This is a genomic window from Ruegeria sp. ANG-R (assembly GCF_000813985.1).
Classification (GTDB): Bacteria; Pseudomonadota; Alphaproteobacteria; order Rhodobacterales; family Rhodobacteraceae; genus Ruegeria.
This window is the reverse complement of record NZ_JWLJ01000001.1, coordinates 931,899-953,231: the sequence shown is the minus strand read 5'-3', so window position 1 is coordinate 953,231 and position 21,333 is coordinate 931,899. Positions and strand designations below refer to the sequence as shown.

Genomic DNA, 21,333 nt, shown 5'->3' with positions numbered 1-21,333 from the left:
TCCGGCGACAAGACCGGAACTCTCACTATGAATTGAAGATCAATGACTTACGGGAGGACGTTATGAACCAAAGACCGGACCCAACCTTTTACCCTTCGGCCAGACTGGCGATGGAAGGACCAGCCGAGACGCTGGCCTTCACGTTGATGCTCAGCCCCGATTTTTCGCAACCCGATGGATTGGCGGTCGTGAATGTCGATCCGACATCGGAAGACTACGGCAAGATCGTTCATCAGGTGATCATGCCGGAAAAAGGCGATGAGTTTCATCACTTTGGCTGGAACGCTTGTTCCTCGTCGCTGTCGCCTCTTAGCGGTCATGCTTTTCTGGAGCGACGCTACCTGATCGTTCCGGGTATCCGGTCCAGCCGGATCTACATCATCGATGTCAAAAACCCGCTGGAAGCCAAGATTCACAAGATCATTGAACCCGAAGAAGTCTTTGCCAAGACAGGATATTCCCGTCCGCATACCATTCATTGCGGCCCCGAAGGAATATACGTCAGCACCCTGGGCGGCGCAGGTGAGGACGGGACGGATGGCCCTCCCGGCATCTTCATCATGGATTGCGAGAGCTTCGAGATCATCGGTCGATACGAGATCGAACGCGGTGTGCAGGACAAACACTATGATTTCTGGTGGAACCTGCCGCGCGATTACATGGTCAGCTCGGAATGGGGCCTGCCCCCGCAATTCGAAAACGGGATCGTGGCCGAGGATCTGCTGTCCAACAAGTATGGGCACAGAATCCATTTCTGGAACCTTCGCAGCCGGACCAATATCCAGACCATTGACCTGGGCGAAAATCACCAGATGGCGCTGGAAATCCGGCCTGCGCATGATCCTGTCAAGCAATATGGCTTCTGTGGCGTTGTGGTCGACACAACCAATCTGCAGGGTGCGATCTTTACCTGGTGGCGCAACGATGACGGCACTTTCGAGGCGAAGAAAACCATCACGATTGATCCGCAGCCGGCTGACCCGGACGACCTGCCCGACTTGCTGAAGGGGTTTTCCGCCGTTCCGCCGCTGGTCACGGATATCGACCTCAGCCTTGATGACAAATACCTCTATGTGGCCTGCTGGGGCACGGGTGAAATGCATCAATACGATGTCTCTGATCCGATGAACCCGACCCTTGCCGGCAAGGTCGAGATCGGAGGGATCGTAAAGAAAACCAAACACCCCAATGGGCAGGCTTTTGGTTACGGCCCTCAGATGGTCGAGATAAGCCGGGATGGGAAACGGGTCTACTGGACCAATTCTCTCTATTCCACGTGGGATGATCAGTTCTATCCCGGAGAACGCGGCGCGGCGATGGTCAAAGCGGATGTCGGAGAGACCGGAGGTCTGACGCTGGACCCGAAATTCTGGGTAGATTTCCCTGACGGGTACCGCGCCCATCAGATCCGCCTGGAAGGTGGCGACTGTTCGACAGACAGCTTCTGCTATCCATCGGTCTGAGTTGGACGCCTTGCTGACATCGACGGCCGGCCTCTGGCTGGCCGTTCTTCTAAGCGGTGCATACCATGGCCTGAACCCGGGCATGGGCTGGCCGCTTGCCGTGTCGTCTGCGCTTATGGAACAGCGCCAATCCGCCCTCTGGCGCGCTCTGGCAGCGCTGGCAAGCGGACATTTCGTGGCAATGCTTGGTGTCTTGCTGCCTTTCGCCCTGATGGCAGCTCTGATCGAGTATCAGCGCGAGATACGTATCGGTGCGGCCCTGATCGTGATCGTGATGGGTATTTACATCGCGATAACGCGTCGCCACCCTCGAGTGCTTTCGCGGATACCTCCGGGTAGACTGGCTCTGTGGTCATTCCTCGTGGCATTGGCCCATGGCGCTGCGTTGATGCTGGTCCCGATCTATCTGGGCCTGTGCGGGCTGGATGAACTGGACGCCGGGCACCGGGCGGTGTCGGAAATCATGGCGACCAACGGTATTCTGGTCCTGGCCGTCGCCGCACTTCATAGTGCCGCAATGATCCTCGGAGGGGGCATCCTTGCATTCGCGGTCTACCGCTGGCTAGGACTGCAATTTCTGTCTCGCAGCTGGTTTAATCTTGAACTTGTCTGGGCCCTGAGCCTGATTTTGGTCGGCGTTTTGGGCCTTTGGTCAGCGCTTTAGGTGCTTTTCATTGCATGACAATGGGCTAGTTTGAACATGCAGATCAAAAGGGACCGGGATAGATGACAACAGCCCTCAACGTGATAGCCGCTTTGCTTACGATTGGCTTCGGTCTCTTCGGTTTTCTGGCCCCCGCGTTTACGGCCAACGCGTTGGATCTGGCCCCGACCAAGAGCACCATGGGCCTCAGTGAGATGCGCGCCTCGGTGGGTGGACTGTTTGTGGTGACTGGTGCAGCGGTGCTTTGGCTGAACACTCCGATGGCCTATGCGATGCTGGGCGTTGTTTATGCCGGGACGGCGCTGGGGCGGCTCATTTCTGTTGCGCTGGACAGTCCTCCGCTGCTCAAGGCACTGACTTTTGGAGGAATCGAGCTGGCTCTGGCCCTGTGGTTGATCCTTGTTAACATCAACAAGGCACCGTAAGGCACTGGTTTTATTACAGGCGGTGATTTTCAATCTGAGTTTGCATCGCCCCCGATCCTCACCTATATAAGGGATGTCCTTCGGGACTATGGACATAAACGCGCTCGTAATAAGCGGATCGGACCCGGGGGCGGTACCCGGCGGCTCCACCAACCATCCTTCGTTTGAGGATCATGGGGCCGAAACAGGATCGACGAACGTCTAAAGGGGTTAGCTTTGTCTCGGCTGTCTGCCACCGTTATCGGCGAAAATAGTACAATTGCAAACGACAATCGTGCTCCGGTTGCAGTTGCTGCGTAAGCAGTAGCAAGACCGAAACTTAAGCCCTTGCGCCTAGCCGCGTAAGGCGGGGTTCGCAGGTACCTGGCAACAGAAACCTGCATTTCCCGTTTCATGTCTGCGTTAAACCCATAACTTACCTGAGATTTAGGGTTTATTCACTTCTTTCGACCATTTTCCCGGTTATGCGACAGGAGGGTTGAGATGACGAACTCTGACAGATTAAGGGCGTGGTATTCGGAAGTCTGGGAAAAGGGCAATACCGATGCGATCGATCAGTTTTTCGCCCCGGATACCATGGCCGAAGGGTTGATTCCCGAAATGCAGGTCGGCGCTGAGGACTTTCGTGATCTGGTCATGGCATTCCGTCATGTGCTGGGCGACATCACAGTCGAGTTACCCAAGATCATCGAGAATGGGGATTGGGTGTCCGGTATTCTTCACGTCCGCACGTTTCGAGCGGACAACGGCGCCCCGCTGGAGGTGACCGGACAGGTCATGGCCCGGTTCAAGGGTGACAAGATGGTAGAAGCCTATAATCAGTTCGACTTCATTTCATTCTTCGAACAGCTGGGGCAGTTTCCGCAGGACACCCTGCCCGTTTGCATGACCGGCCAGAGGTTGGACTGGGCCGGATAATCGTCACCGCAAGCTTGACCCATGCCGCGTTTGCACGCTAGCAGAGGAACAAGGGGTAGGCTTGCGAACACCCCGTGAGGCGGCAGCCCAAGTTCGCATGTATCCAAAGCAACAAGGAAACATGCTATGGCTGCCCCCAATGCTATTACGACCCGGCAACTCTTACGCCTGATTGGTACGCCTCAGGCGCCCGTGCTTGTCGACGTGCGCACGGACGCCGATTTCAACGATGATCCCTGTCTCATCCCGGCTGCGGTTCGTCATTCCTATGACGATATCGACGGCATCCGAAAACTGATCGCTGATCGGCCATGCGTGGTGATTTGCCAGAAGGGCAAGAAACTGAGTCAGGGCGTCGTTTCCTGGCTGCAGACAGGTGGAGCGCGGGCCGAGTATCTGGAAGGCGGAACTCTCGCTTGGCGCGCCACGCCGGGTGCGCCAAGCGTTCCGGTTTCGGCCCTGCCCGCGATCATCGACGGCGGTACGCTCTGGGTTACCCGGCACCGCCCCAAGATCGACCGTATCGCGTGCCCCTGGCTGATCCGCAGGTTTGTCGACGCCCGCGCACAGTTTCTTTTTGTCGCACCAACCGAAGTTCCGGGTGTTGCCGGGCACTTTGGTGCCACAGCTTTTGATGTCGAAGGCACTGACTGGAGCCATCGCGGCGACAGATGCACCTTTGATACGATGCTGGACGAATTCAACCTGCATTCCGAGCCGCTGGATCGCGTGGCCACCATCGTTCGTGCGGCGGATACAAATCGACATGACCTGTCACCGGAAGCCGCTGGGTTGCTGGCCCTGTCGGTTGGGTTGTCACGCCAGTATCGGGATGATCAGCAACAATTGAAGGCCGGTCTGCACCTTTACGACGCGCTCTATCGCTGGGCACGGGATGGGGCGGGTGAAACGCATGACTGGCCGGCAGGTCACGGTCAATGACGCCTTCTTTCCGCGAGCTTATCAGGGTCTTTGGGCGCATTGGCCTGCTGTCATTCGGCGGGCCCGCCGCACAGATTTCACTGATGCATCAGGAACTGGTCGAAAAGCGCCCCTGGCTGGACGAGCAAACCTATCTGCGTGCGCTTTCATTGTGCATGTTGCTGCCAGGTCCCGAGGCCATGCAACTCGCCACCTACGCGGGTTGGAGGTTGCGCGGCGTGACCGGCGGGCTGATTGCCGGAGCCCTGTTTGTTCTGCCGGGCGCGCTGGTGATCGCCCTTCTTGTCGCGCTTTATGCCGCGTACGGCGAACTGCCTCTGGTTCAGGCGGGATTTCTAGGCATCAAGGCAACCGTTATCATCATCGTCCTGCAAGCTCTGCGGAACCTGTCGCGGAAAGCGTTGACGGATGTCGAACATCGGGTGATCGCCGGCCTCGCCTTTTTGGGCATCTTTGTATTCAACCTGCCCTTCCCGCTGATCATCCTCTGCGCCGCACTCTGGGGATATGCAACGTCGAAAAACCTCACGCCGACAGCCGTCCAACCAAGCCCAACTCTCAGCAAGCCTATCCGAACCGCGGCCTTCTGGTTGGTCCTTTGGCTGGGGCCGCTGGTTCTTTTGCATGTCACGGGTCAGGAACTGCTAAGCGATCTGGGGTGGTTCTTCGCCCGTCTGGCCGTCGTCACCTTCGGTGGTGCATACGCGGTGCTGGCCTATATGACACAAACCGTCGTCGATACCTATCAATGGATCAGCACGCACCAGATGATTGATGCGCTGGGGCTTGCCGAAACCACACCCGGGCCCCTTATTCTGGTGACTCAGTTTGTTGCCATGCTCAGCGGACAGATTGCCGGAGGTCCCTCGCTTGCGCTGGCGGCAGGGCTGGTTGCGCTATGGGCGACGTTCGTGCCCTGTTTCCTGTGGATTTTTCTTGCCGCCCCCCATTTGGACAGAATCGCCGCTCGTCCGCGTCTGGGCGCCGCAATGCATGGAATCACTGCGGCTGTGGTCGGGGTGATTCTCAACCTGTCCGTGTGGTTCGGCCTGAATGTCCTGTTCGGTAGCCTTCCGGGATGGCGCTGGGGCCCTGTGTCCTTGCCCCTGCCCGACCTGATGACTCTGGATATCAGGGCTTTGAGCCTTACCCTTGTTGCAGGCCTGTTGATTTTCCGTATGAAATCCGGTTTAGCGACCACATTAGCTGTCATGGTTCTGGCCGGAATCGGGTTACAGGTTTTGTAATCAATACAGCTCAGCACGGCCTTTCGTTTCCGTTCGAATGCCTTATGCTGGGCTTAACCACTTTCGAGGATCAATCATGTCGCAAGACATCGACTACGGGAATCTGATGCACACGGCCATGCGTGGCCTGATTAAGACCGTCCTGACCGGCGTGTCTGAAACCGGTCTGCCCGGTGCGCATCATTTCTTCATTACTTTTGATACGCGACATGAGGGTGTCGAACTGGCCGATTGGCTGAGGCAGCGATATCCCGGCGAGATGACGATTGTCATGCAGCATTGGTTCGAAAACCTCGAAGTCGGAGATGAGGGATTTTCGATTACCCTGAACTTCGGCGACGCACCCGAGCCGCTCTATATCCCTTATCTGGCGATCAAAACCTTCGTAGACCCCTCGGTCGAGTTCGGATTGCGGTTTGAAAGCCCCGAGGATGAGGAGGATGAAGATCAACTGGCCGAAGAAGCCCCGATTGAGCTCGAAGTCGAAGAACCAGAACCCCATCATGATGCGGACGTTGTTTCGCTGGATAGCTTCCGCAAATAACAGGTTCCAACCCCGCGCAACGCGGGGTTTACTTCTTCTTCAGGAAGGTCTCGACTGATCTGGATTTGTCGCCGTTGCGGAATCGAGAGAAGGACAGTTCCAACCCGCCCTTGGCCAGCGTCCGGTCGAACTGCTGTAACTCATATCCCCCGTTTTCCGCGATAAACAGCGAAAAGACCGTTAACGTCTTTCCCTCGATCCGTCCCCAGACGAACGGTTCGCCTTTCATCGGATCAAGTTGCACTTCGTGGCCGAACACATTGCGTTTCATCGCGGCCGAATAAACATCGGGTCGATCCGATTGCTGGAAATCGACCGAGTATTTTTCATCCTTGACGCGCCCGTCACCCTTGTAAGTTGTTGTTGTCCAGCTGACATTGAAACCGCCTTTGATTTCGTGGATCGAAACACTCATATCCCGGGGGGTCGCGGTTCCGTCCACGTCAACAACGTCAGCCGATCCGGTATAGTCCCCAACAAAGGGCTGAATACCGGACGCCGTTGCATTCCCTGCAAACGTTGCCAACCAAATGCTTGCGGCGAACGCAAACGCGATCGCACACAAGGGTCTTTTCAGAATCGTCATGCGCATGGCTGCCTCCGTCACCGTTGTTCCTTCATCTTAACTTTAGCCCGCCGACGTACAATGGCACTGTTTTCGCTAACGGAAATTATTTACGGCGGCGCATCGTCTATACCTTTGACTGGCCCCCGTTTAAGGTGCGCGCAACTGGCCGATTGCGCCACAGCCTTGCTGCGGGTAAACGGCATACGACTGCATACCAGACGGAGTGACCGATGTCCCGAACCCGCACCGAATCCGACAGCTTTGGCCCGCTTGAGGTGCCCGCCGACAAGTATTGGGGCGCACAAACGCAACGCTCGATCATGAACTTTCCCATCGGCTGGGAAAAACAGCCAGTCGCCATCGTACGTGCGCTGGGCGTGATCAAGAAAGCCTGTGCGATGGAAAACAAGGCGGTCGGCAAGTTGGACGCCAAGATCGCGGATGCCATCATTCAGGCGGCTGGTGAAGTCATTGAGGGTAAGTTCGATGACAACTTCCCTCTGGTCGTCTGGCAGACCGGATCTGGTACCCAGTCGAACATGAACTCGAACGAAGTGATCGCGAACCGCGCCATCGAGATTCTGGGTGGTGTGATCGGCTCGAAAGACCCGGTGCATCCGAACGATCATTGTAACATGGGCCAGTCGTCAAACGATACATTCCCCACCGCGATGCACATTGCCACTGCGATCAGTGTTCGCGACGTGCTGCTGCCCGGCTTGAACAAGCTGGCCGACGCGTTAGAACAGAAAGCGGCAGAATTTGCTGGCATCATCAAGATCGGCCGCACCCATACGCAGGATGCAACACCCCTGACGCTGGAACAGGAATTCGGGGCCTACGCGCACCAAATCCGTCAGGGTATCGCACGGGTCGAAGCCTCGATGCCCGGTATTTATGAACTGGCTCAGGGCGGCACCGCCGTCGGCACCGGGCTGAACACGCATCACGGCTGGGATAAGGCCGTCGCCGCCAACATGGCCGAGATCACTGGCCTTCCGTTTGTCACGGCCCCCAATAAGTTCGAGGCGCTGGCTGCCCATGACGCAATGGTCTTCCTGTCCGGCGCGCTCGCTACGATTGCCGGATCATGTTACAAAATTGCCAACGATATCCGCCTGCTAGGCTCTGGTCCACGCTCTGGCCTTGGTGAGCTTATTCTTCCTGAGAACGAACCTGGTTCGTCGATCATGCCCGGCAAGGTGAACCCGACACAGGCCGAAGCTTTGACTCAGGTTGCGGCTCATGTGATGGGCAACGATGCGGCAATCAAGTTTGCTGGGTCTCAGGGGCATTTTCAGTTGAACGTCTACAACCCGATGATGTCCTACAATCTGCTGCAGTCGATACAGTTGCTGGGCGATGCGACCGACAGCTTTACCGAACGTATGCTTCTGGGAATCAAGGCCAACGAGCCGCGTATCGAAAAGCTGATGATGGAATCGCTGATGCTTGTGACCGCACTGGCGCCGACCATCGGGTATGACAATGCTACCACTGTCGCCAAAACAGCGCATAAGAACGGCACGACCCTGAAAGAAGAAGCGATCGCGCTCGGTTTCGTGGATGAAGAAACGTTCGACGCCGTCGTGCGGCCGGACCATATGATCGGGCCAAAGGCGCGATAATGGGTAAACCGGTCAATCTGAACCGGTTCCGAAAGGACAAAGCGCGGGCTGAGAAAAAAGCCCGCGCTGATGCTAACGCTGCTAAATTTGGGCAGTCGAAGGCTCACAAAACAGTTGTTAAGCTAAAACAAGACAAACAGAGCCGCGATCTTGACGGTCACAAGGTCGAAGAATGACGGGTCGGCCGATCAAACGCTCTTTGACTTTGCAGGGACATCGGACTTCCGTTTCTCTGGAAGATGAATTCTGGCAGGCCTTCCGCGAAATCGCGCGACTAAAAAGCCTTCCGATCAATGTGTTGGCGGCGCAGATTGATGCAGATCGTGATCCGGAAACCGGGCTGGCTTCGGCCATTCGTGTGTTTATTCTGGATTGGTATCGTCACGCAGATTGATCCCTTGATTCAAGCTGATCGCGTCGCTTATGCTAAACTGGAACAAAAGGTGTACATTTATGAGCGATACTGTATCAGGCCCGGATGGGCAGCCGCGCTGCGCATGGTGTAAAGCGGCTCCGGAATTCTTTGAATATCATGACAATGAATGGGGATATCCTGTTGCAGATGATCGCCGTCTTTTTGAGAAACTGTGCCTCGAAAGCTTTCAGTCAGGTCTGAGTTGGCGAACCATCTTATCCAAACGCGAGAATTTCAGGAGTGCGTTTTGTGATTTTGATTTCAACAAGGTGGCAGAGTTTTCTGATGTCGATATAGAACGGCTTATGGGAGACCAGGGGATCGTCCGCCACCGCGGCAAAATCGAGGCTGTAGTCAACAACGCGCGTCGTATGCAGGAATTGGTCGCCGCCGAAGGATCTCTGGCCGCCTATGTCTGGAGATATGAGGCAGAACCGCCTGCAGCCCCTCAAACCGCATCCACCTCAGCACAATCCATAGCGATGTCAAAGGACCTGAAGAAACGGGGCTGGAAATTTGTTGGCCCCACGACGGTCTTTGCGTTCATGCAGGCCATGGGTCTGATCAATGATCACGCCAAAGGATGTGTCATGCGCGAAAAAGCGGCGCAGTTGCGCCGCGATTTCATCAAACCCGAATAAGGTCGCTGCGATCAGATCGAGGCGCGGTAAATATTGTCGATATTGCTGCCGAGCGCCGCGTTGAAGTCCGCATCGGATTGCTGCTTGGACAGCCCCTCGGTCAAAGCGCGTGAGAAAGACGCGATCATCTTGCCGTTCTGACCCAGCAGATCACAAGCCTGCTCGGTCGAGTACCCGCCGGACAGCGCGACCACGCGAAGTACACGCGGATGATCAGCCAGTTCGTCATACAGGTTGGCCTGGCTCGGGATCGTCAGCTTCAGCATGATTTCCTGACCCTCGGAGAGTTGATCGAGGTTTTTCAGGATTTCTGTTTTCAGAATATCTTCGGCTTCGGCTTTGGTTTCCGAATGGATATTCACCTCGGGCTCAACGATCGGCACCATGCCCGCATCGGTGACCACACGCGCGACGTCAAACTGTTGCGCGACAACGTCAGCGATACCCTGCGCGTTGGCTTCGTGAATGACCGAACGCTCCTTAGTTCCGAAAACGCCATCTGCTTTGGACAGCGTTTCAGCCAATCCCGGGATCGGTTTCATCATCTGAACGCCGTTAGACTGATCCTCAAGCCCTTTGTCGATCTTCAGAAACGGAACGATCCCTTTGACGGACCAGAGGTAATCCGCAACCTTCTTGCCGTCGATGTCCTCACCAAGTGTCCGTTCAAACAGGATCGCGCCAATCACCTTCTCCTTGGTGAAATCATCGGCCAGAATAATCCGGGCACGCATCTTCTGGATTTCGCCGAACATCTCTTCGTCGGAAGCGTAATCCGAAGCTTCAACGCCATACAAAGCCAGCGCTTTAGGGGTTGAACCGCCGCTTTGGTCCAGTGCTGCGATAAATCCTGCGCCTTCGGACATCTGCGCGCGCTGTTCTGTTTTCGACATAACTCAGTCCCGTTCAATATGATTCCGCATTTTCCAACCGCATACAGCAAGCCGCCGAGCGATGGTAGTTTGTTAGCGCTCAACCAAGCGCAACCATATTCCGTCTTTTGATCTGACCGTCAGATGTGCGACCGGTACCGGGGTTTTTCCCTCGATTGTTTCGAAACGATATCGGCACAGCAACATCGACAGGATCAGAGGCCCCTCAACCATCGCGAACCCCGCACCCGTGCAGACCCGAGGGCCCGCCGAGAATGGAATATAAGCCTCGCGCTGGCATTTCTTACCGTTCTCGGTAGACCACCGCGTGGGATCGAAATCGTCCGGATTGTCCCAAAGCCGTTCGTGGCGATGCAAGTGCCATGGACTGACAACGATTTGAGAGCCCTGAGAAACATTTCTGTCGCGGAACCGTTCGGGGCACGTCGCTTCACGCACCATCATCGGAACCGGAGGATACAGGCGCAGCGCTTCACGAAAAACGTCGCGGCTGAGCTTCAATCGGGGCATGGACGAGAAATCGGAAACGTCCAGAGGCCGAGCCTCTTCCGCCAGTTTCTCCTGCCAGTCCGGATACAAAGCCATCAGGTACAGTGTCCAAGCCAGGGCTGATGCGCTGGTCTCGTGCCCTGCCAGAAAGAAAATAGCGACCTGATCCACCATTTCCTGTGTATCGAAGCATTCTCCGGTTTCCGGGTCCGGCGTGGTCATGATCTTGGTGGCCAGATCATCGGGTGCTGTCCCGGTTTTGATTGCCGCGGCGCGCTCTGCTGTCAGTCGGCCGATCAGGCGTCTGATCTGGCGGGCGGTTTGGCGTGTTTTGCGGGAATGAAAGCGCGGCACCCAGTTTGGAACCGGCACAAAGGCGGCCAAGTTCAGCAACGGCTGTTCACGTTGATAGGCGCGGAATTTATCGAATACCTGCGCCGCGACCTCATGTTCAATCGGGACCGAAAACAAGGTCCTGAAGATAACATCTGCCGCGGCGTGACTGGTGACTTCTTCACATTCCAGCTCTTGTCCGACCCGCGCCCCAAGCCGATCCACACAGGCCTGAGCTGCGTCAACCATCGCCGGGAATGTATCCCTCAGCCGTCCGCCTTCAAAGGCCGGGTCGATGATCCGCCGCTGCCGTTTCCAGACCGCACCATTGGTCAGAAACACCGACTGGCCAAGCAATGGCCGTAGGCCTTCGCTGATGCGGCCCGATTTGGGGAATGCATCGGGGCGCTCTTTCAGAACCGTGCGGATCAAATCGGGTTGGTTGATCAGATACGACCGAAAGAACGGTGTTCGGAATTCGGCCATCCACGCCCGGTACAGGCGCTGCGGTTGTGCCGATAACAGATCCTGCCGAAACAGACGTAAATACCGCCTCAGAGAAACCTTGTCGGGGCGTGCCACTGGTTTCGGCGGTCTCATGCGGCCACCGTAATGTATTTCGATACAGCCCGTTCAATACGTGAACGCGAAGGCGTGCGATCCCCAAATCGTTGCATCAACGTTTCGGGGCCCGCTGTGATGCGAAAATAATCGTATTCGCCGGGTTGATCGAAAGCGCAAAGATACTGGAAATGCAGACGAAAGAACCGCCACCTCAATTGCTTCCATCGTTCGGATGAGAGGGTCTGGGTAAAAGCCGCAGAAAGAACCAGAGGCCAGCGTTTTTCGGGGCTTGCAACACCACTGACCGCGACCGGGTCGCACAGCGCAAACGCGCAGCCATCGCCCGGCGCCGAGACATCGACCCAGGTAATGTCCGCGCACTCCGATAGATACTTGAGATCCGCGCGTAAACCATGCGCCTGCGGCAGGAACGACACCATGGGAACCACCTGCCCCAGTGTCAGAAAAGACAGGACAGGCCGTTGCATGTCGCCCTGCCTGCGTCGCAGCAGCTCTGCCAGAACGGACACACCCAGATGGGCACCAGAGCTGTGGCCGACGACCAGCACCTCATCGGCATCTGGTTCCAGTGCTTCGTCAATCAGGTTGGCAAACTGCTTCAGCCTGGCTTTCAGGTCAGGCGAGTACTCACCCTTCAGCCGTGCAGAATGGGCATAATCGTGCATCAGGTAATAAGCGAACAACCGGTTATCCAGCTTTCGGAAGCAGTGCATCAGTGCATAAGCCAGCCCCGCTGCGGGTAGCAGCACCCACCACCCGGCAAACGGTTGCAACAAGGCGACCAAACCCCAGGCGAACAGCAGTGATACCGCAAGTTGCAACAGCAACATGCCAACCGGGTACAGCGCCGCAATCACCGGCCCTTTGCGCAACTGCGTCAGCCGCCAGAGCGTACCTGTAGCGACATAGGTCCAGGCCGTTCGGGCCAGTTGCAGATACGTCGCTGGAATCGATTGAGCCATACTGTCGCGCACGATGTCGGACCAGACCAGTACCTCGATATCCGTCTCAACATCCGCACCATCCTGCTGAGAGGCCACGTGCCAGCCATACGGCCCCTCGCCTGACTTGGCACTGATATCAATCTTATACCCTGAGATCGCCGACTGAACACGCCCTTCCTTGCGGTAGAGTTCACGATAACGGCGTGGATGAATCGGGTCATAGCCGGGGATATAGAACACCCGGCGCCTGCGCACCTGCGGATGAGATTGCTGACTGCTCATTGTCCGACCCTCTGCCCCACAGATTAGCGTAGCGAAACGGCCAAGGTAAGACCCGCCGTTCGCTCATCCATGTTTAATGCCAGAGGGTTAACCCAGGTTTGCCAGAGCCGGGAACGTCTCGAGCAGCCACCAGCTGAATTCGGTGAACAACCCGGTGACGAGCATGATACCGACAAATAACAGCAGCCCGCCCATCACCTTTTCGATCATGCCCATATGTGGCTTGATCCGGTTCATCACCGCCATCGACCGGTTCAGGAACATCGCGGCCAGCAAGAATGGGATACCCAGCCCTGCAGCATAGACGCCCAACAGCAAGGTCCCCCGTGCGACCGAAGCCTCGGACGCTGCCAGCGACAGGATCGCCCCCAGTTGCGGCCCGATACACGGGGTCCAGCCGAAGGCAAATGCCAGTCCAAGTATATAGGCCCCGAATACAGATCCACTGGATTCGCCCGCATCAACACGCGCCTCTCGGTCCAGCAGAGGGATGCGGAATACGTTCAGGAAATGCAGACCAAATACGATAACGACAGCGCCAGACAGTTTGGCGAAAAGTTCCTGATTCTTCAGGACAAAAGCCCCAAACGCCGATGCTGTGAAACCCAGCAGCAGGAACACGGTCGACAGCCCCAGAACGAAGAACAGAGCGGACAGGGTCGCCTTGCGCCGTGCTTGCGCTTCGTCCTGCATCTCGTTGATGGTCACACCGCTCATATACGCGAGATATGGTGGCACAATTGGCAACACGCAGGGTGACAGAAAGCTGATCAGCCCCCCAAGCATGGCGACAAACATGGCGGGCAGCAGCCCTGCGTCGATGATCTCAATTCCGAACATGAGACAGCACATATGATATCGCGTGGCCTTCGTCACGGGGCCATTCGGTCACATCCTCGTGGTTGCACGCTGGACAGCATCGCTTGTTGGAAATATCTCAACCGGATGACAGACGACACAGAAACACTGGACGCGCTGGGATTGCTGTGCCCCCTGCCAGTCCTGAAAGCGCGCAAACGGCTGAAATCCATACCCGCGGGTGGTTTGCTGCGCGTATTGGCCGACGATCCGGCCGCGATTATCGACGTGCCACATTTCTGTACCGAAGCCGGTCACACGCTGGTGTCGCAGGGCAGCGTCGATGATTATCAGGTGTATCTGATCCGCAAATCCGGTTAGCGATACTGCTGATCCAAGCAAAAAAAGGCGGACCAGATGGCCCGCCTCTTTATCACTGTCCCAATGACCACCAACCTCGCCGCTTTGGCTTGGCGGGTGCCGGCTCCGGTTCTTCCGCGACGGCTTCCAGAACGGGTTCAGGCGCTTCAACCGCCTCCGGTTCGGGTTTTGCGTCCTCCGGCGGCTCCTCCACGATCGGCGCTTCTGCTTCCACGACCACAGCCTCTTCCGCAGCTTCCGCTGTCTCAGGCTCTGGCGTCGCTTCAGGCGCCTGAGGCTCAGCGGCCTGCTCAGATTCATCTGTCACGGTGTCGGCATCGACCGACTCGGCATTGACCGTTTCTTCGGCAGGCTTTTCGTCTTCCGCAGGTGTCTCGGCCTCGACATCTTTCTTACGACGACGCGGTGCCCGACGTTTCTTAGGTTTGGCCGCTTTCTCGGCCTCCTCGGCGTCAGGTTCGGCTTCTGTTTGCTCGGCTTCGCCAGTATCGGCTTCGGCAGCCTCGACGGCGGTCGGAGCATCTGCCTCGTCCACATTCGCATCAGGCGCATCACCGTTGCCCGAACCCTTCTTACGCCGGCGCCGACGCCGCTTGCGCTTGGGCTTGGTCTCTTCCTCGGCCTGAACCGGAGCGTCTTCTTCGCTCTCATCCTCATCCGTGGCGTCAATCATATCCATCAAGGATGCATCCACCGACACCACCGGTGCGGTTGCCTCGGGAACAACACGGCTGGCGGTCTTGAACTTCTCCATCGAGAAATCGGGGCTGACCAGATGCACATCGCCTTCGATGCGGACCGAAAGGCCATACCGCGCCTCGATCTGGGCAATATGTTCGCGCTTCTGGTTCATCAGGAAGTTGGCAATACTGACCGGGCAGCGCACCAGAACCTCGCGCGAACGGCGGCGGGTGCCTTCCTCTTCGATCTGGCGCAGGATCGACAGCGCCATGTTGTCATCCGATCGTATCAGACCGGTGCCATGACAGGCCGGACATGGCTGGGTCGTCGCTTCGATCATGCCTGGGCGCAGGCGCTGGCGACTCATCTCCAACAGGCCAAAACCCGAAATACGACCCACCTGAATACGGGCGCGATCCGTTTTCAACTTATCTTTCAGTCGTTTTTCAACAGCCGAATTGTTCTTGCGCTCGTCCATATCGATGAAGTCGATCACGATCAGACCAGCCAAATCGCGCAATCGCAACTGACGTGCCACCTCTTCGGCGGCCTCCAAGTTGGTCTTCAGAGCCGTTTCTTCGATCGAGCCTTCTTTGGTCGCCCGACCTGAGTTCACGTCGATCGCCACAAGGGCTTCGGTCACACCGATCACGATGTACCCGCCAGACTTCAACTGCACCGTCGGGTTGAACATCCCCGCCAGATAGCTCTCGACCTGATAACGCGCGAACAGTGGCAGCGCGTCTTCATACCGTTTCACGTTTTTGGCGTGGGACGGCATGATCATCTTCATGAAATCCTTGGCGATGCGGTATCCGCCTTCGCCTTCAACCAGAACCTCGTCGATATCGCGATTGTACAAGTCACGGATCGAGCGTTTGATCAGGTCGCCTTCTTCATAGATCTTGGCGGGTGCGATGGATTGCAGAGTTAGCTCGCGAATTTGCTCCCACAGGCGTTGCAGGTATTCGTAGTCTCGCTTGATCTCGGATTTGGTGCGTTTGGCCCCCGCCGTGCGCACGATTAGTCCAGCGCCAGTCGGCACATCGATTTCAGAGGCGATGTCTTTCAGCTTTTTCCGATCTGCCGCATTGGTGATCTTACGGCTGATACCACCGCCACGCGCTGTGTTGGGCATTAGTACACAATAGCGACCGGCCAGCGACAGATAGGTTGTCAGAGCAGCGCCCTTGTTGCCACGCTCTTCCTTGACGACTTGGACCAGCAGAACCTGGCGAACCTTGATGACTTCCTGAATTTTGTACCGGCGCGGACGCGGCTTGCGTGGCGGGCGAATATCTTCGCTGTCGTCTTCATCCGCCACAGATTCGATGGAATCATCTTTTGCGGTTGCATCGGCTTTCTCGTCACCGTTTTCGGTGTCGTCGCCATCAACCTCTGCATCTGGTTCAGCCTCAACCTCGGGGTTTTCCTGCTCTGGGCTGTCCTCTGCTGCTTCAGCGGGTGCATCTGCAGGGCTTTGCTCGGCCGCTTCTTCGGTGCTTGCGCTTTCTTCCGATTCTACGGTTTCAACAACCGGCTCTTCAGCTTGATCGGTTGCGCTTACCTCGTCCGGCTCTACGGCCTCCTCAGAAGCGTTCTTGTCTTCCGGTTCTTCAACGGGTGTATCCGCCACCGTCTCCATCGGAGAGGTGCCTTCAGGCACCGACATATCGACGGCTTCATCGCCATCATCCAAGTCGATGGTTTCCATGCCGGTAGGTTCGGATGAGACATCCAGTGTTTCAACCGGATCATCCGTTTTTACATCTGCAGCTTTACTGCGCGACCGTGAACGCCGTTTCTTCGGTTTTGCTTCATCCGCTTCATCGCGCGCGCGCATAGCTTCGGCATAGGCGCGCTCCTCTTCCATCAGCGCCTCGCGGTCGGCGACGGGGATCTGATAATAGTCGGGATGAATCTCAGAAAACGCCAGAAACCCGTGCCGGTTTCCGCCATAGTCCACAAACGCCGCCTGCAGCGAGGGCTCGACCCGTGTTACTTTTGCCAGATAGATGTTGCCAGCAAGCTGGCGTTTGTTTTCGGATTCAAAGTCAAATTCCTCAACCTTGTTTCCGTCGACCACCACAACGCGGGTTTCCTCCGCGTGGGTGGCATCGATAAGCATTTTCTTAGCCATGTGTCCTTGGTGCACCGCGCCAAACGCGTTGTCCTGACCCGTCCGGGCGGACAGGCGCTTTTGGGATGGTGTCTTGTCAGGGCGATATCTGACGGCGCGCGGCAGGGTCCGGCGCTGTGGCCCCCTGCCCGTTCACTCAATCGTTGCGCGCGCGTCATCGCGGTTCTTCTCCGACAGGCGCGGGATAGGGCCGCCACCTGCCCATTTATTCCTTTCACCCGTCAGAACGGGTTCAGGTGCTCAGTTGCCCCAGTCGAGGCATAATCGGTCTGCTGAACCGCATGGGGATGATCCTCAGCATCAGATCAGCAGCGAAACTCAAAGATTCGGGACTTCTGGGCTTGAAAATGCCCGGCCCGTTCGAACACAATAAAAGCAGTCCTGTGGAAAAGACAATGGGCAAACTGCATTCCGGTCCCCGAGATGGGCCAATCAGCTTCTTCTGTTCAAAAATACCTCGGGGGTGAATTGAGCCAACGGCTCAAGAGGGGGCTGACCCCCTCACGCTCCTCATAAATAGTCCGACCGCTGCAGGCCATATTTCGCCATCTTCTCATTCAGCGTCCGGCGCGGCAGGCACAGCTCGTCCATCACCGAGGCGATTGATCCCTTGTGACGGCGCATCGTGTTGTCGATCAGCATCCGTTCGAACGCCTCGACATATTCTTTCAACGGCTTGCCCTCGGTGGTCATGACAGGCTGCATCTCTTCGTGGTCCGACATGAGCAGCGACGCAATCGTCCCCGAGCCCCGCCGCGATTGCAGCACTGCACGCTCGGCGATATTGATCAGTTGCCGCACGTTGCCGGGCCAAGGCGCTTGCAACAGTTGTGCTGCTTCTTGCGCGCTGACCTGAGGCGCATCGCAGCCGTATTCCTCGGCAAACTGCTCGCTGAGGCGTGTGAACAGCGTCAAAATGTCTTCGCCTCTCTGACGCAGCGGCGGCATGGTGATACGCAACGCCGCCAATCGATAGAACAGATCGGGCCGCAGAACGTCTTCCGAGGTCTTCCCCGCCTCCTGCAGGTTCGAAATCGCGACGATCCGCGTTTCCGCCGGAGTGCCCTGTTCATTCATCACGCTCAGAAGGCGGGCCTGTAGCGTGTCGCTCAGAGCTTCGACATCCTCCAAAACCAGCGTCCCGCCGCGCGCCTCTTCAATCGCGGGCAGTTGTGTATCTTCCGGCAGCATTGGTCCAAACAACCGCTTGGACAGTGTTTCTTCCTCGAGCGCGGCGCAGGAGACCAAAACAAATTTCTTGCCCGCCCGACTGCCAACAGCGTGCAATGCATGAGCGACGAGTGTCTTGCCGGTGCCGGTCTCACCATCGATCAGTACATGGCCATCCGCCTGCCCCAGATCCAGAATATCCTCACGCAAACGCTCCATAACGGGGCTTGCACCGATCAGTTTGTTCATGATCTGGGTGCCACCCGAAAGCTCGCGGCGCAAAGCACGGTTGTCCAACGTCAGCCGACGCGCATTGCTTGCGCGCTTGGCGAGTTCGGACATCCGATCCGGATTGAAAGGCTTTTCGAGGAAATCAAACGCACCAACCCGCATGGCCTCAACCGCCATGGGCACATCTCCATGTCCGGTGATCATGATCACGGGCAACGTGCTGTCGGCCCCCATCAGCTTTTTCAACAACTGAATTCCGTCCATACCCGGCATTTTGATGTCAGAGATAACAATGCCCGGATAATCCGGCCCAAGCACCTTGAGCGCATCCTCGGCGCTCGAAAAGGTCTCGGTATCGTAGCCGGACAGCGCAAGCCATTGGCTGATCGACTGGCGCATATCCTGTTCGTCGTCCACGATGGCGATCTTCATGGCCTGTGCCATAGTCTTCCCTTTTACTCTGCGGCCTCAAGGCCGTCGCTTCCCAAAATGGGCAATTGCATCTCGAACACCGCACCACCTTGCTGGCCGTTGCGCGCGGTAAGCCGTCCGCCATGGTCGTTCACGATCCCGGACGAGATGGCAAGCCCCAGACCAACACCATCCCCCGGGCGCTTGGTCGTGTAGAACGGCTCAAACAGGTTTTCGATATCCTCAATCCCATGGCCATTGTCCCGCACGGTAAGAACTGCCGTATCGCCGGCGGCCAGGATGATTTCGACATCGGGCTCGTCCACAGATTTGGTGGCATCCAGCGCATTGCGCAAGAGATTGACCATAACCTGTTCAATTCGCATCCGATCTCCCATCACTATAACAGGTTCTTCGGGCAGAATCTGCGTAATTTTGACATGACGTTGACGAAGCTGAGGTTCCATCATCGACAAGGATGAGGCCAACGCTTCGCCAAGATTTACAGGGGAAAACGCGTCTGCGCCCTTGCGGGCATACGATTTCAGCTGACGCGTGATCGCGCCCATACGCTCGATCAGGCCATCGATACGACCAAAGCTCGCCAAAGCTTCTTCCGGCCGGTTGCGGCGCAGCAGAAGACGTGCACCGGCGAGGTAGGTTTTCATCGCCGCCAGCGGCTGGTTCAACTCGTGACTGACGGCGGCAGACATCTCTCCGAGCGCCGCCAGTTTCGAGCTTTGCGCAAGGGTCTGCTCGGCAACTTCCAGCGTCTTTTCAACCCGTTCCCGCTCAGCAATTTCCCGCTGCAGCCTTGCGTTCAATGCGCGAAGCTCCGCCGACTCGCGCTGGAACAATGTCATGCGCGACGTGGCCCTGCGGCTGAGCGCATAGAACGCCAGCGCCAGAAGAATCGCAAACGCCATGATCTCAAGCGCAAGTACGCTGTTCACTTTCTCCCGGATCGAAGAATAGGTGGTAAACGACGTCATTTGCCAGCCGCGGAAAGGTATGCGCGTTTCCATCCGCATCACCGCCTCGCCCTGCAGGTAGGCATCGGGGGGAAGCGCGTTCCAGTCCGTTGTAGCGCGGATGGCACGCTGGATCGCGCCCTGAGGCGGCTGGCGCAGGATCGCACTGCTTTCGTCCAGTCCAAGCCATCGCGGCTCGGTCGAAAGGATTATCGTACCTGTGCTGTCCGTCACCATCACCGCGTCCGAGATTCCGGCCCAGGCGCGTTCAAACTTCTGCAGATCGACCTCGACCACAATAACCCCGAGAATCTCGGCATTGGCCTCGATCCGTCGCGAGTAAACAAAGCTGTAACCGCCCGATTCTCGTGGAATCACGGAAAAAATCGTCGCGTTCGAACGCATCGCGTCGATGAAGTAGGGCGTGCTTCGATGGCCCTCGCCCAGCCGGTTACGATCAGTTGCAGCAACTGTTCGTCCGTCACGATCCAAAAGGACCAGTGAGGCGGCGCCGATCTCTTCGACAAACGAGATCAACCGCTGAGTTGAAAGCGTGTAATCGCTGGATTGCAATGCCGAAATCAGCGTGGGATCGCGCGCGAGCAACTGCGGGACAATGGCATTCCGACGCAACTCACTCAGTAGGTTGCCTGAATACAGAGCTAAGCGCAGCTCGGCCCGGTTTCTCGTGGACTCGGTAAACCGGCTGGTCAGCAGGCTGTTGGTTATCCAAACCGTCGCGACGGTCGCAATCAGCAGCAGAAATATAGCCAGACGCAGGCGCCAACCCATCGGCGCCCCGCGCAATCGGCTCAGAAACCCGTTGCTGTCTGATTGATCTTCCGCACTCATGCCCCGACGCTACGCGTCCGGGCTGATGACCTCAAGTCACGCTGGCGCCAGCACCCCGGCCAATGCGCGGAAGAGCGCCGTCCCATCAGTGCCTCCGTGGCCTGAATCCGCCGCCCGCTCGGGGTGGGGCATCATGCCTAACACGCGGCGGTTGTGTGATAAAATGCCAGCGATATCGTCGCGCGAACCGTTGGGATTCTCGGCGTAGGTGAAGGCAACGCGATCCTGATCCTTCAACTCGGCCAAGGTCTCATCATCAGCGAAATAATTGCCATCGTGATGTGCAATCGGGATATCGATCACATCCCCGGCATTGTACCCTTCAGTAAAGGCGCTGTCGCTGGTTTCGACCTTCAGGCCGATCGTTTTGCAGATGTATTTCAGACCGGCATTACGCAACAGCGCGCCGGGCAGAATTCCGGTTTCGGTCAGAACCTGAAATCCGTTGCAGATACCAACGGCGTAACCACCACGCTCGGTATGCGCAGCAAGTGCTTTGCAGATTGGGGATTGGGCAGCAATCGCGCCGCAGCGGAGATAATCACCGTAGGAGAACCCACCCGGAACACCGACGATATCGATACCCTCAGGCAGCGTGGCATCCTTGTGCCAGACCATATCGACGGAAAAACCGGCCTGCTCGAAGGCGACGGCAAGGTCCCGATCACAGTTGGAACCGGGGAAAACGATGACGGCTGCGCGCATGGCGGACCCTCC

At 57.1% G+C, this 21,333-nt stretch carries 21 protein-coding genes and 1 other RNA gene; 13 read left to right on the top strand and 9 right to left on the bottom strand.

The features are described from left to right. Positions 1-62 precede the first annotated feature (62 nt). The 8 genes from RA27_RS04745 (at position 63) to RA27_RS04715 (ending at position 6,203) form a co-directional block, all read left to right on the top strand. Positions 63-1,463: a selenium-binding protein SBP56-related protein gene (locus RA27_RS04745; protein ID WP_039535420.1), complete on the top strand. Its 1,401-nt coding sequence runs from the start codon at positions 63-65 to the stop codon at positions 1,461-1,463. Between the two features lies 1 nt (position 1,464). Next, a complete protein-coding gene (locus RA27_RS04740) occupies positions 1,465-2,127 on the top strand; it encodes a hypothetical protein (protein WP_039535418.1) in 663 nt (220 codons plus the stop codon). 62 nt (positions 2,128-2,189) lie between these two features. Further along, positions 2,190-2,552 (top strand): DUF4345 family protein, encoded by a 363-nt coding sequence (locus RA27_RS04735; RefSeq protein ID WP_039535416.1) that lies wholly within the window; start codon positions 2,190-2,192, stop codon positions 2,550-2,552. A gap of 36 nt (positions 2,553-2,588) precedes the next feature. Beyond that, positions 2,589-2,936: a transfer-messenger RNA gene (gene ssrA / locus RA27_RS23505) on the top strand. Between the two features lie 99 nt (positions 2,937-3,035). Continuing rightward, on the top strand, positions 3,036-3,470 hold the full coding sequence (locus RA27_RS04730; protein WP_039535415.1) for a nuclear transport factor 2 family protein: 435 nt from the start codon (positions 3,036-3,038) through the stop codon (positions 3,468-3,470). Between the two features lie 126 nt (positions 3,471-3,596). After that, complete coding sequence (locus tag RA27_RS04725) at positions 3,597-4,412, top strand: sulfurtransferase/chromate resistance protein (RefSeq protein WP_039535413.1); 816 nt, start codon at positions 3,597-3,599, stop codon at positions 4,410-4,412. Next, complete coding sequence (chrA, locus tag RA27_RS04720; RefSeq protein WP_039535412.1) at positions 4,409-5,659, top strand: chromate efflux transporter; 1,251 nt, start codon at positions 4,409-4,411, stop codon at positions 5,657-5,659. The genes RA27_RS04725 and chrA overlap by 4 nt, the downstream gene beginning before the upstream one ends. A 76-nt stretch (positions 5,660-5,735) precedes the next feature. Then, positions 5,736-6,203: a ClpXP protease specificity-enhancing factor SspB gene (locus RA27_RS04715; protein WP_039535410.1), complete on the top strand. Its 468-nt coding sequence runs from the start codon at positions 5,736-5,738 to the stop codon at positions 6,201-6,203. A gap of 28 nt (positions 6,204-6,231) precedes the next feature. On the opposite strand, the gene RA27_RS04710 is transcribed toward RA27_RS04715, so the two are convergent. Further along, positions 6,232-6,795, bottom strand: a complete 564-nt coding sequence (locus RA27_RS04710; protein WP_039535408.1) for a hypothetical protein — start codon at positions 6,793-6,795, stop codon at positions 6,232-6,234. 206 nt (positions 6,796-7,001) lie between these two features. Here RA27_RS04710 and fumC point away from each other — a divergent pair, with 206 nt between their 5' ends. Genes fumC through RA27_RS04690 form a run of 4 tightly spaced genes read left to right on the top strand, consistent with a single transcriptional unit; the run spans position 7,002 to position 9,455 of the window. Beyond that, positions 7,002-8,399 (top strand): class II fumarate hydratase, encoded by a 1,398-nt coding sequence (fumC, locus tag RA27_RS04705; RefSeq protein ID WP_039535407.1) that lies wholly within the window; start codon positions 7,002-7,004, stop codon positions 8,397-8,399. Next, on the top strand, positions 8,399-8,575 hold the full coding sequence (locus tag RA27_RS04700; protein ID WP_039535406.1) for a DUF4169 family protein: 177 nt from the start codon (positions 8,399-8,401) through the stop codon (positions 8,573-8,575). Before fumC ends, RA27_RS04700 begins: the two co-directional genes overlap by 1 nt. Further along, complete coding sequence (locus RA27_RS04695) at positions 8,572-8,793, top strand: ribbon-helix-helix domain-containing protein (protein WP_039535405.1); 222 nt, start codon at positions 8,572-8,574, stop codon at positions 8,791-8,793. Before RA27_RS04700 ends, RA27_RS04695 begins: the two co-directional genes overlap by 4 nt. Positions 8,794-8,852: 59 nt before the next feature. Further along, entirely contained in the window at positions 8,853-9,455 is a 603-nt protein-coding gene (locus RA27_RS04690; protein WP_039535403.1) for a DNA-3-methyladenine glycosylase I, read from the top strand. An 11-nt stretch (positions 9,456-9,466) separates the two neighbouring features. Here RA27_RS04690 and RA27_RS04685 read toward each other — a convergent pair whose 3' ends face one another. From RA27_RS04685 to RA27_RS04670, 4 genes are all read right to left on the bottom strand, one after another. Next, positions 9,467-10,348, bottom strand: coding sequence for a fructose bisphosphate aldolase (locus tag RA27_RS04685; protein WP_039535401.1), 882 nt, complete (start codon positions 10,346-10,348; stop codon positions 9,467-9,469). A 72-nt stretch (positions 10,349-10,420) separates the two neighbouring features. After that, positions 10,421-11,770, bottom strand: a complete 1,350-nt coding sequence (locus RA27_RS04680; protein WP_039535399.1) for a cytochrome P450 — start codon at positions 11,768-11,770, stop codon at positions 10,421-10,423. After that, the gene (locus RA27_RS04675; protein WP_039535397.1) at positions 11,767-12,981 is read right to left on the bottom strand and encodes a hypothetical protein; all 1,215 of its coding nucleotides are present in this window, start codon (positions 12,979-12,981) and stop codon (positions 11,767-11,769) included. Before RA27_RS04675 ends, RA27_RS04680 begins: the two co-directional genes overlap by 4 nt. A gap of 87 nt (positions 12,982-13,068) precedes the next feature. Beyond that, positions 13,069-13,821 carry a cytochrome c biogenesis protein CcdA gene (locus RA27_RS04670; protein WP_039535395.1) on the bottom strand — a complete coding sequence of 251 codons (753 nt, stop codon included), beginning with the start codon at positions 13,819-13,821 and terminating at the stop codon, positions 13,069-13,071. A gap of 105 nt (positions 13,822-13,926) precedes the next feature. On the opposite strand from RA27_RS04670, the gene RA27_RS04665 reads away from it, so the two are divergent. Further along, positions 13,927-14,160, top strand: coding sequence for a sulfurtransferase TusA family protein (locus RA27_RS04665; RefSeq protein ID WP_039535392.1), 234 nt, complete (start codon positions 13,927-13,929; stop codon positions 14,158-14,160). A gap of 52 nt (positions 14,161-14,212) precedes the next feature. Here the strand turns inward: RA27_RS04665 and RA27_RS04660 are convergent, their stop codons facing one another. From RA27_RS04660 to purQ, 4 genes are all read right to left on the bottom strand, one after another. Beyond that, on the bottom strand, positions 14,213-16,981 hold the full coding sequence (locus RA27_RS04660; protein WP_039535390.1) for a ribonuclease E/G: 2,769 nt from the start codon (positions 16,979-16,981) through the stop codon (positions 14,213-14,215). A 510-nt stretch (positions 16,982-17,491) separates the two neighbouring features. Next, complete coding sequence (locus RA27_RS04655) at positions 17,492-18,826, bottom strand: sigma-54 dependent transcriptional regulator (RefSeq protein WP_039535388.1); 1,335 nt, start codon at positions 18,824-18,826, stop codon at positions 17,492-17,494. 11 nt (positions 18,827-18,837) lie between these two features. Further along, positions 18,838-20,556, bottom strand: coding sequence for an ATP-binding protein (locus RA27_RS04650; protein ID WP_152610667.1), 1,719 nt, complete (start codon positions 20,554-20,556; stop codon positions 18,838-18,840). 96 nt (positions 20,557-20,652) lie between these two features. Then, on the bottom strand, positions 20,653-21,321 hold the full coding sequence (purQ, locus tag RA27_RS04645) for a phosphoribosylformylglycinamidine synthase subunit PurQ (RefSeq protein ID WP_039535384.1): 669 nt from the start codon (positions 21,319-21,321) through the stop codon (positions 20,653-20,655). Positions 21,322-21,333: the final 12 nt, after the last annotated feature.

What these genes read in the sequence shown, in the direction of transcription:
- RA27_RS04745 (WP_039535420.1), top strand. Translation starts at nt 63, where the DNA reads ATGAACCAAAGACCGGACCCAACCTTTTACCCTTCGGCCAGACTGGCG.
- RA27_RS04735 (WP_039535416.1), top strand. Translation starts at nt 2,190, where the DNA reads ATGACAACAGCCCTCAACGTGATAGCCGCTTTGCTTACGATTGGCTTC.
- RA27_RS04730 (WP_039535415.1), top strand. Translation starts at nt 3,036, where the DNA reads ATGACGAACTCTGACAGATTAAGGGCGTGGTATTCGGAAGTCTGGGAA.
- RA27_RS04725 (WP_039535413.1), top strand. Translation starts at nt 3,597, where the DNA reads ATGGCTGCCCCCAATGCTATTACGACCCGGCAACTCTTACGCCTGATT.
- chrA (WP_039535412.1), top strand. Translation starts at nt 4,409, where the DNA reads ATGACGCCTTCTTTCCGCGAGCTTATCAGGGTCTTTGGGCGCATTGGC.
- RA27_RS04715 (WP_039535410.1), top strand. Translation starts at nt 5,736, where the DNA reads ATGTCGCAAGACATCGACTACGGGAATCTGATGCACACGGCCATGCGT.
- RA27_RS04710 (WP_039535408.1), bottom strand. Translation starts at nt 6,795, where the DNA reads ATGCGCATGACGATTCTGAAAAGACCCTTGTGTGCGATCGCGTTTGCG.
- fumC (WP_039535407.1), top strand. Translation starts at nt 7,002, where the DNA reads ATGTCCCGAACCCGCACCGAATCCGACAGCTTTGGCCCGCTTGAGGTG.
- RA27_RS04700 (WP_039535406.1), top strand. Translation starts at nt 8,399, where the DNA reads ATGGGTAAACCGGTCAATCTGAACCGGTTCCGAAAGGACAAAGCGCGG.
- RA27_RS04695 (WP_039535405.1), top strand. Translation starts at nt 8,572, where the DNA reads ATGACGGGTCGGCCGATCAAACGCTCTTTGACTTTGCAGGGACATCGG.
- RA27_RS04690 (WP_039535403.1), top strand. Translation starts at nt 8,853, where the DNA reads ATGAGCGATACTGTATCAGGCCCGGATGGGCAGCCGCGCTGCGCATGG.
- RA27_RS04685 (WP_039535401.1), bottom strand. Translation starts at nt 10,348, where the DNA reads ATGTCGAAAACAGAACAGCGCGCGCAGATGTCCGAAGGCGCAGGATTT.
- RA27_RS04680 (WP_039535399.1), bottom strand. Translation starts at nt 11,770, where the DNA reads ATGAGACCGCCGAAACCAGTGGCACGCCCCGACAAGGTTTCTCTGAGG.
- RA27_RS04675 (WP_039535397.1), bottom strand. Translation starts at nt 12,981, where the DNA reads ATGAGCAGTCAGCAATCTCATCCGCAGGTGCGCAGGCGCCGGGTGTTC.
- RA27_RS04670 (WP_039535395.1), bottom strand. Translation starts at nt 13,821, where the DNA reads ATGTTCGGAATTGAGATCATCGACGCAGGGCTGCTGCCCGCCATGTTT.
- RA27_RS04665 (WP_039535392.1), top strand. Translation starts at nt 13,927, where the DNA reads ATGACAGACGACACAGAAACACTGGACGCGCTGGGATTGCTGTGCCCC.
- RA27_RS04660 (WP_039535390.1), bottom strand. Translation starts at nt 16,981, where the DNA reads ATGGCTAAGAAAATGCTTATCGATGCCACCCACGCGGAGGAAACCCGC.
- RA27_RS04655 (WP_039535388.1), bottom strand. Translation starts at nt 18,826, where the DNA reads ATGGCACAGGCCATGAAGATCGCCATCGTGGACGACGAACAGGATATG.
- RA27_RS04650 (WP_152610667.1), bottom strand. Translation starts at nt 20,556, where the DNA reads ATGGGTTGGCGCCTGCGTCTGGCTATATTTCTGCTGCTGATTGCGACC.
- purQ (WP_039535384.1), bottom strand. Translation starts at nt 21,321, where the DNA reads ATGCGCGCAGCCGTCATCGTTTTCCCCGGTTCCAACTGTGATCGGGAC.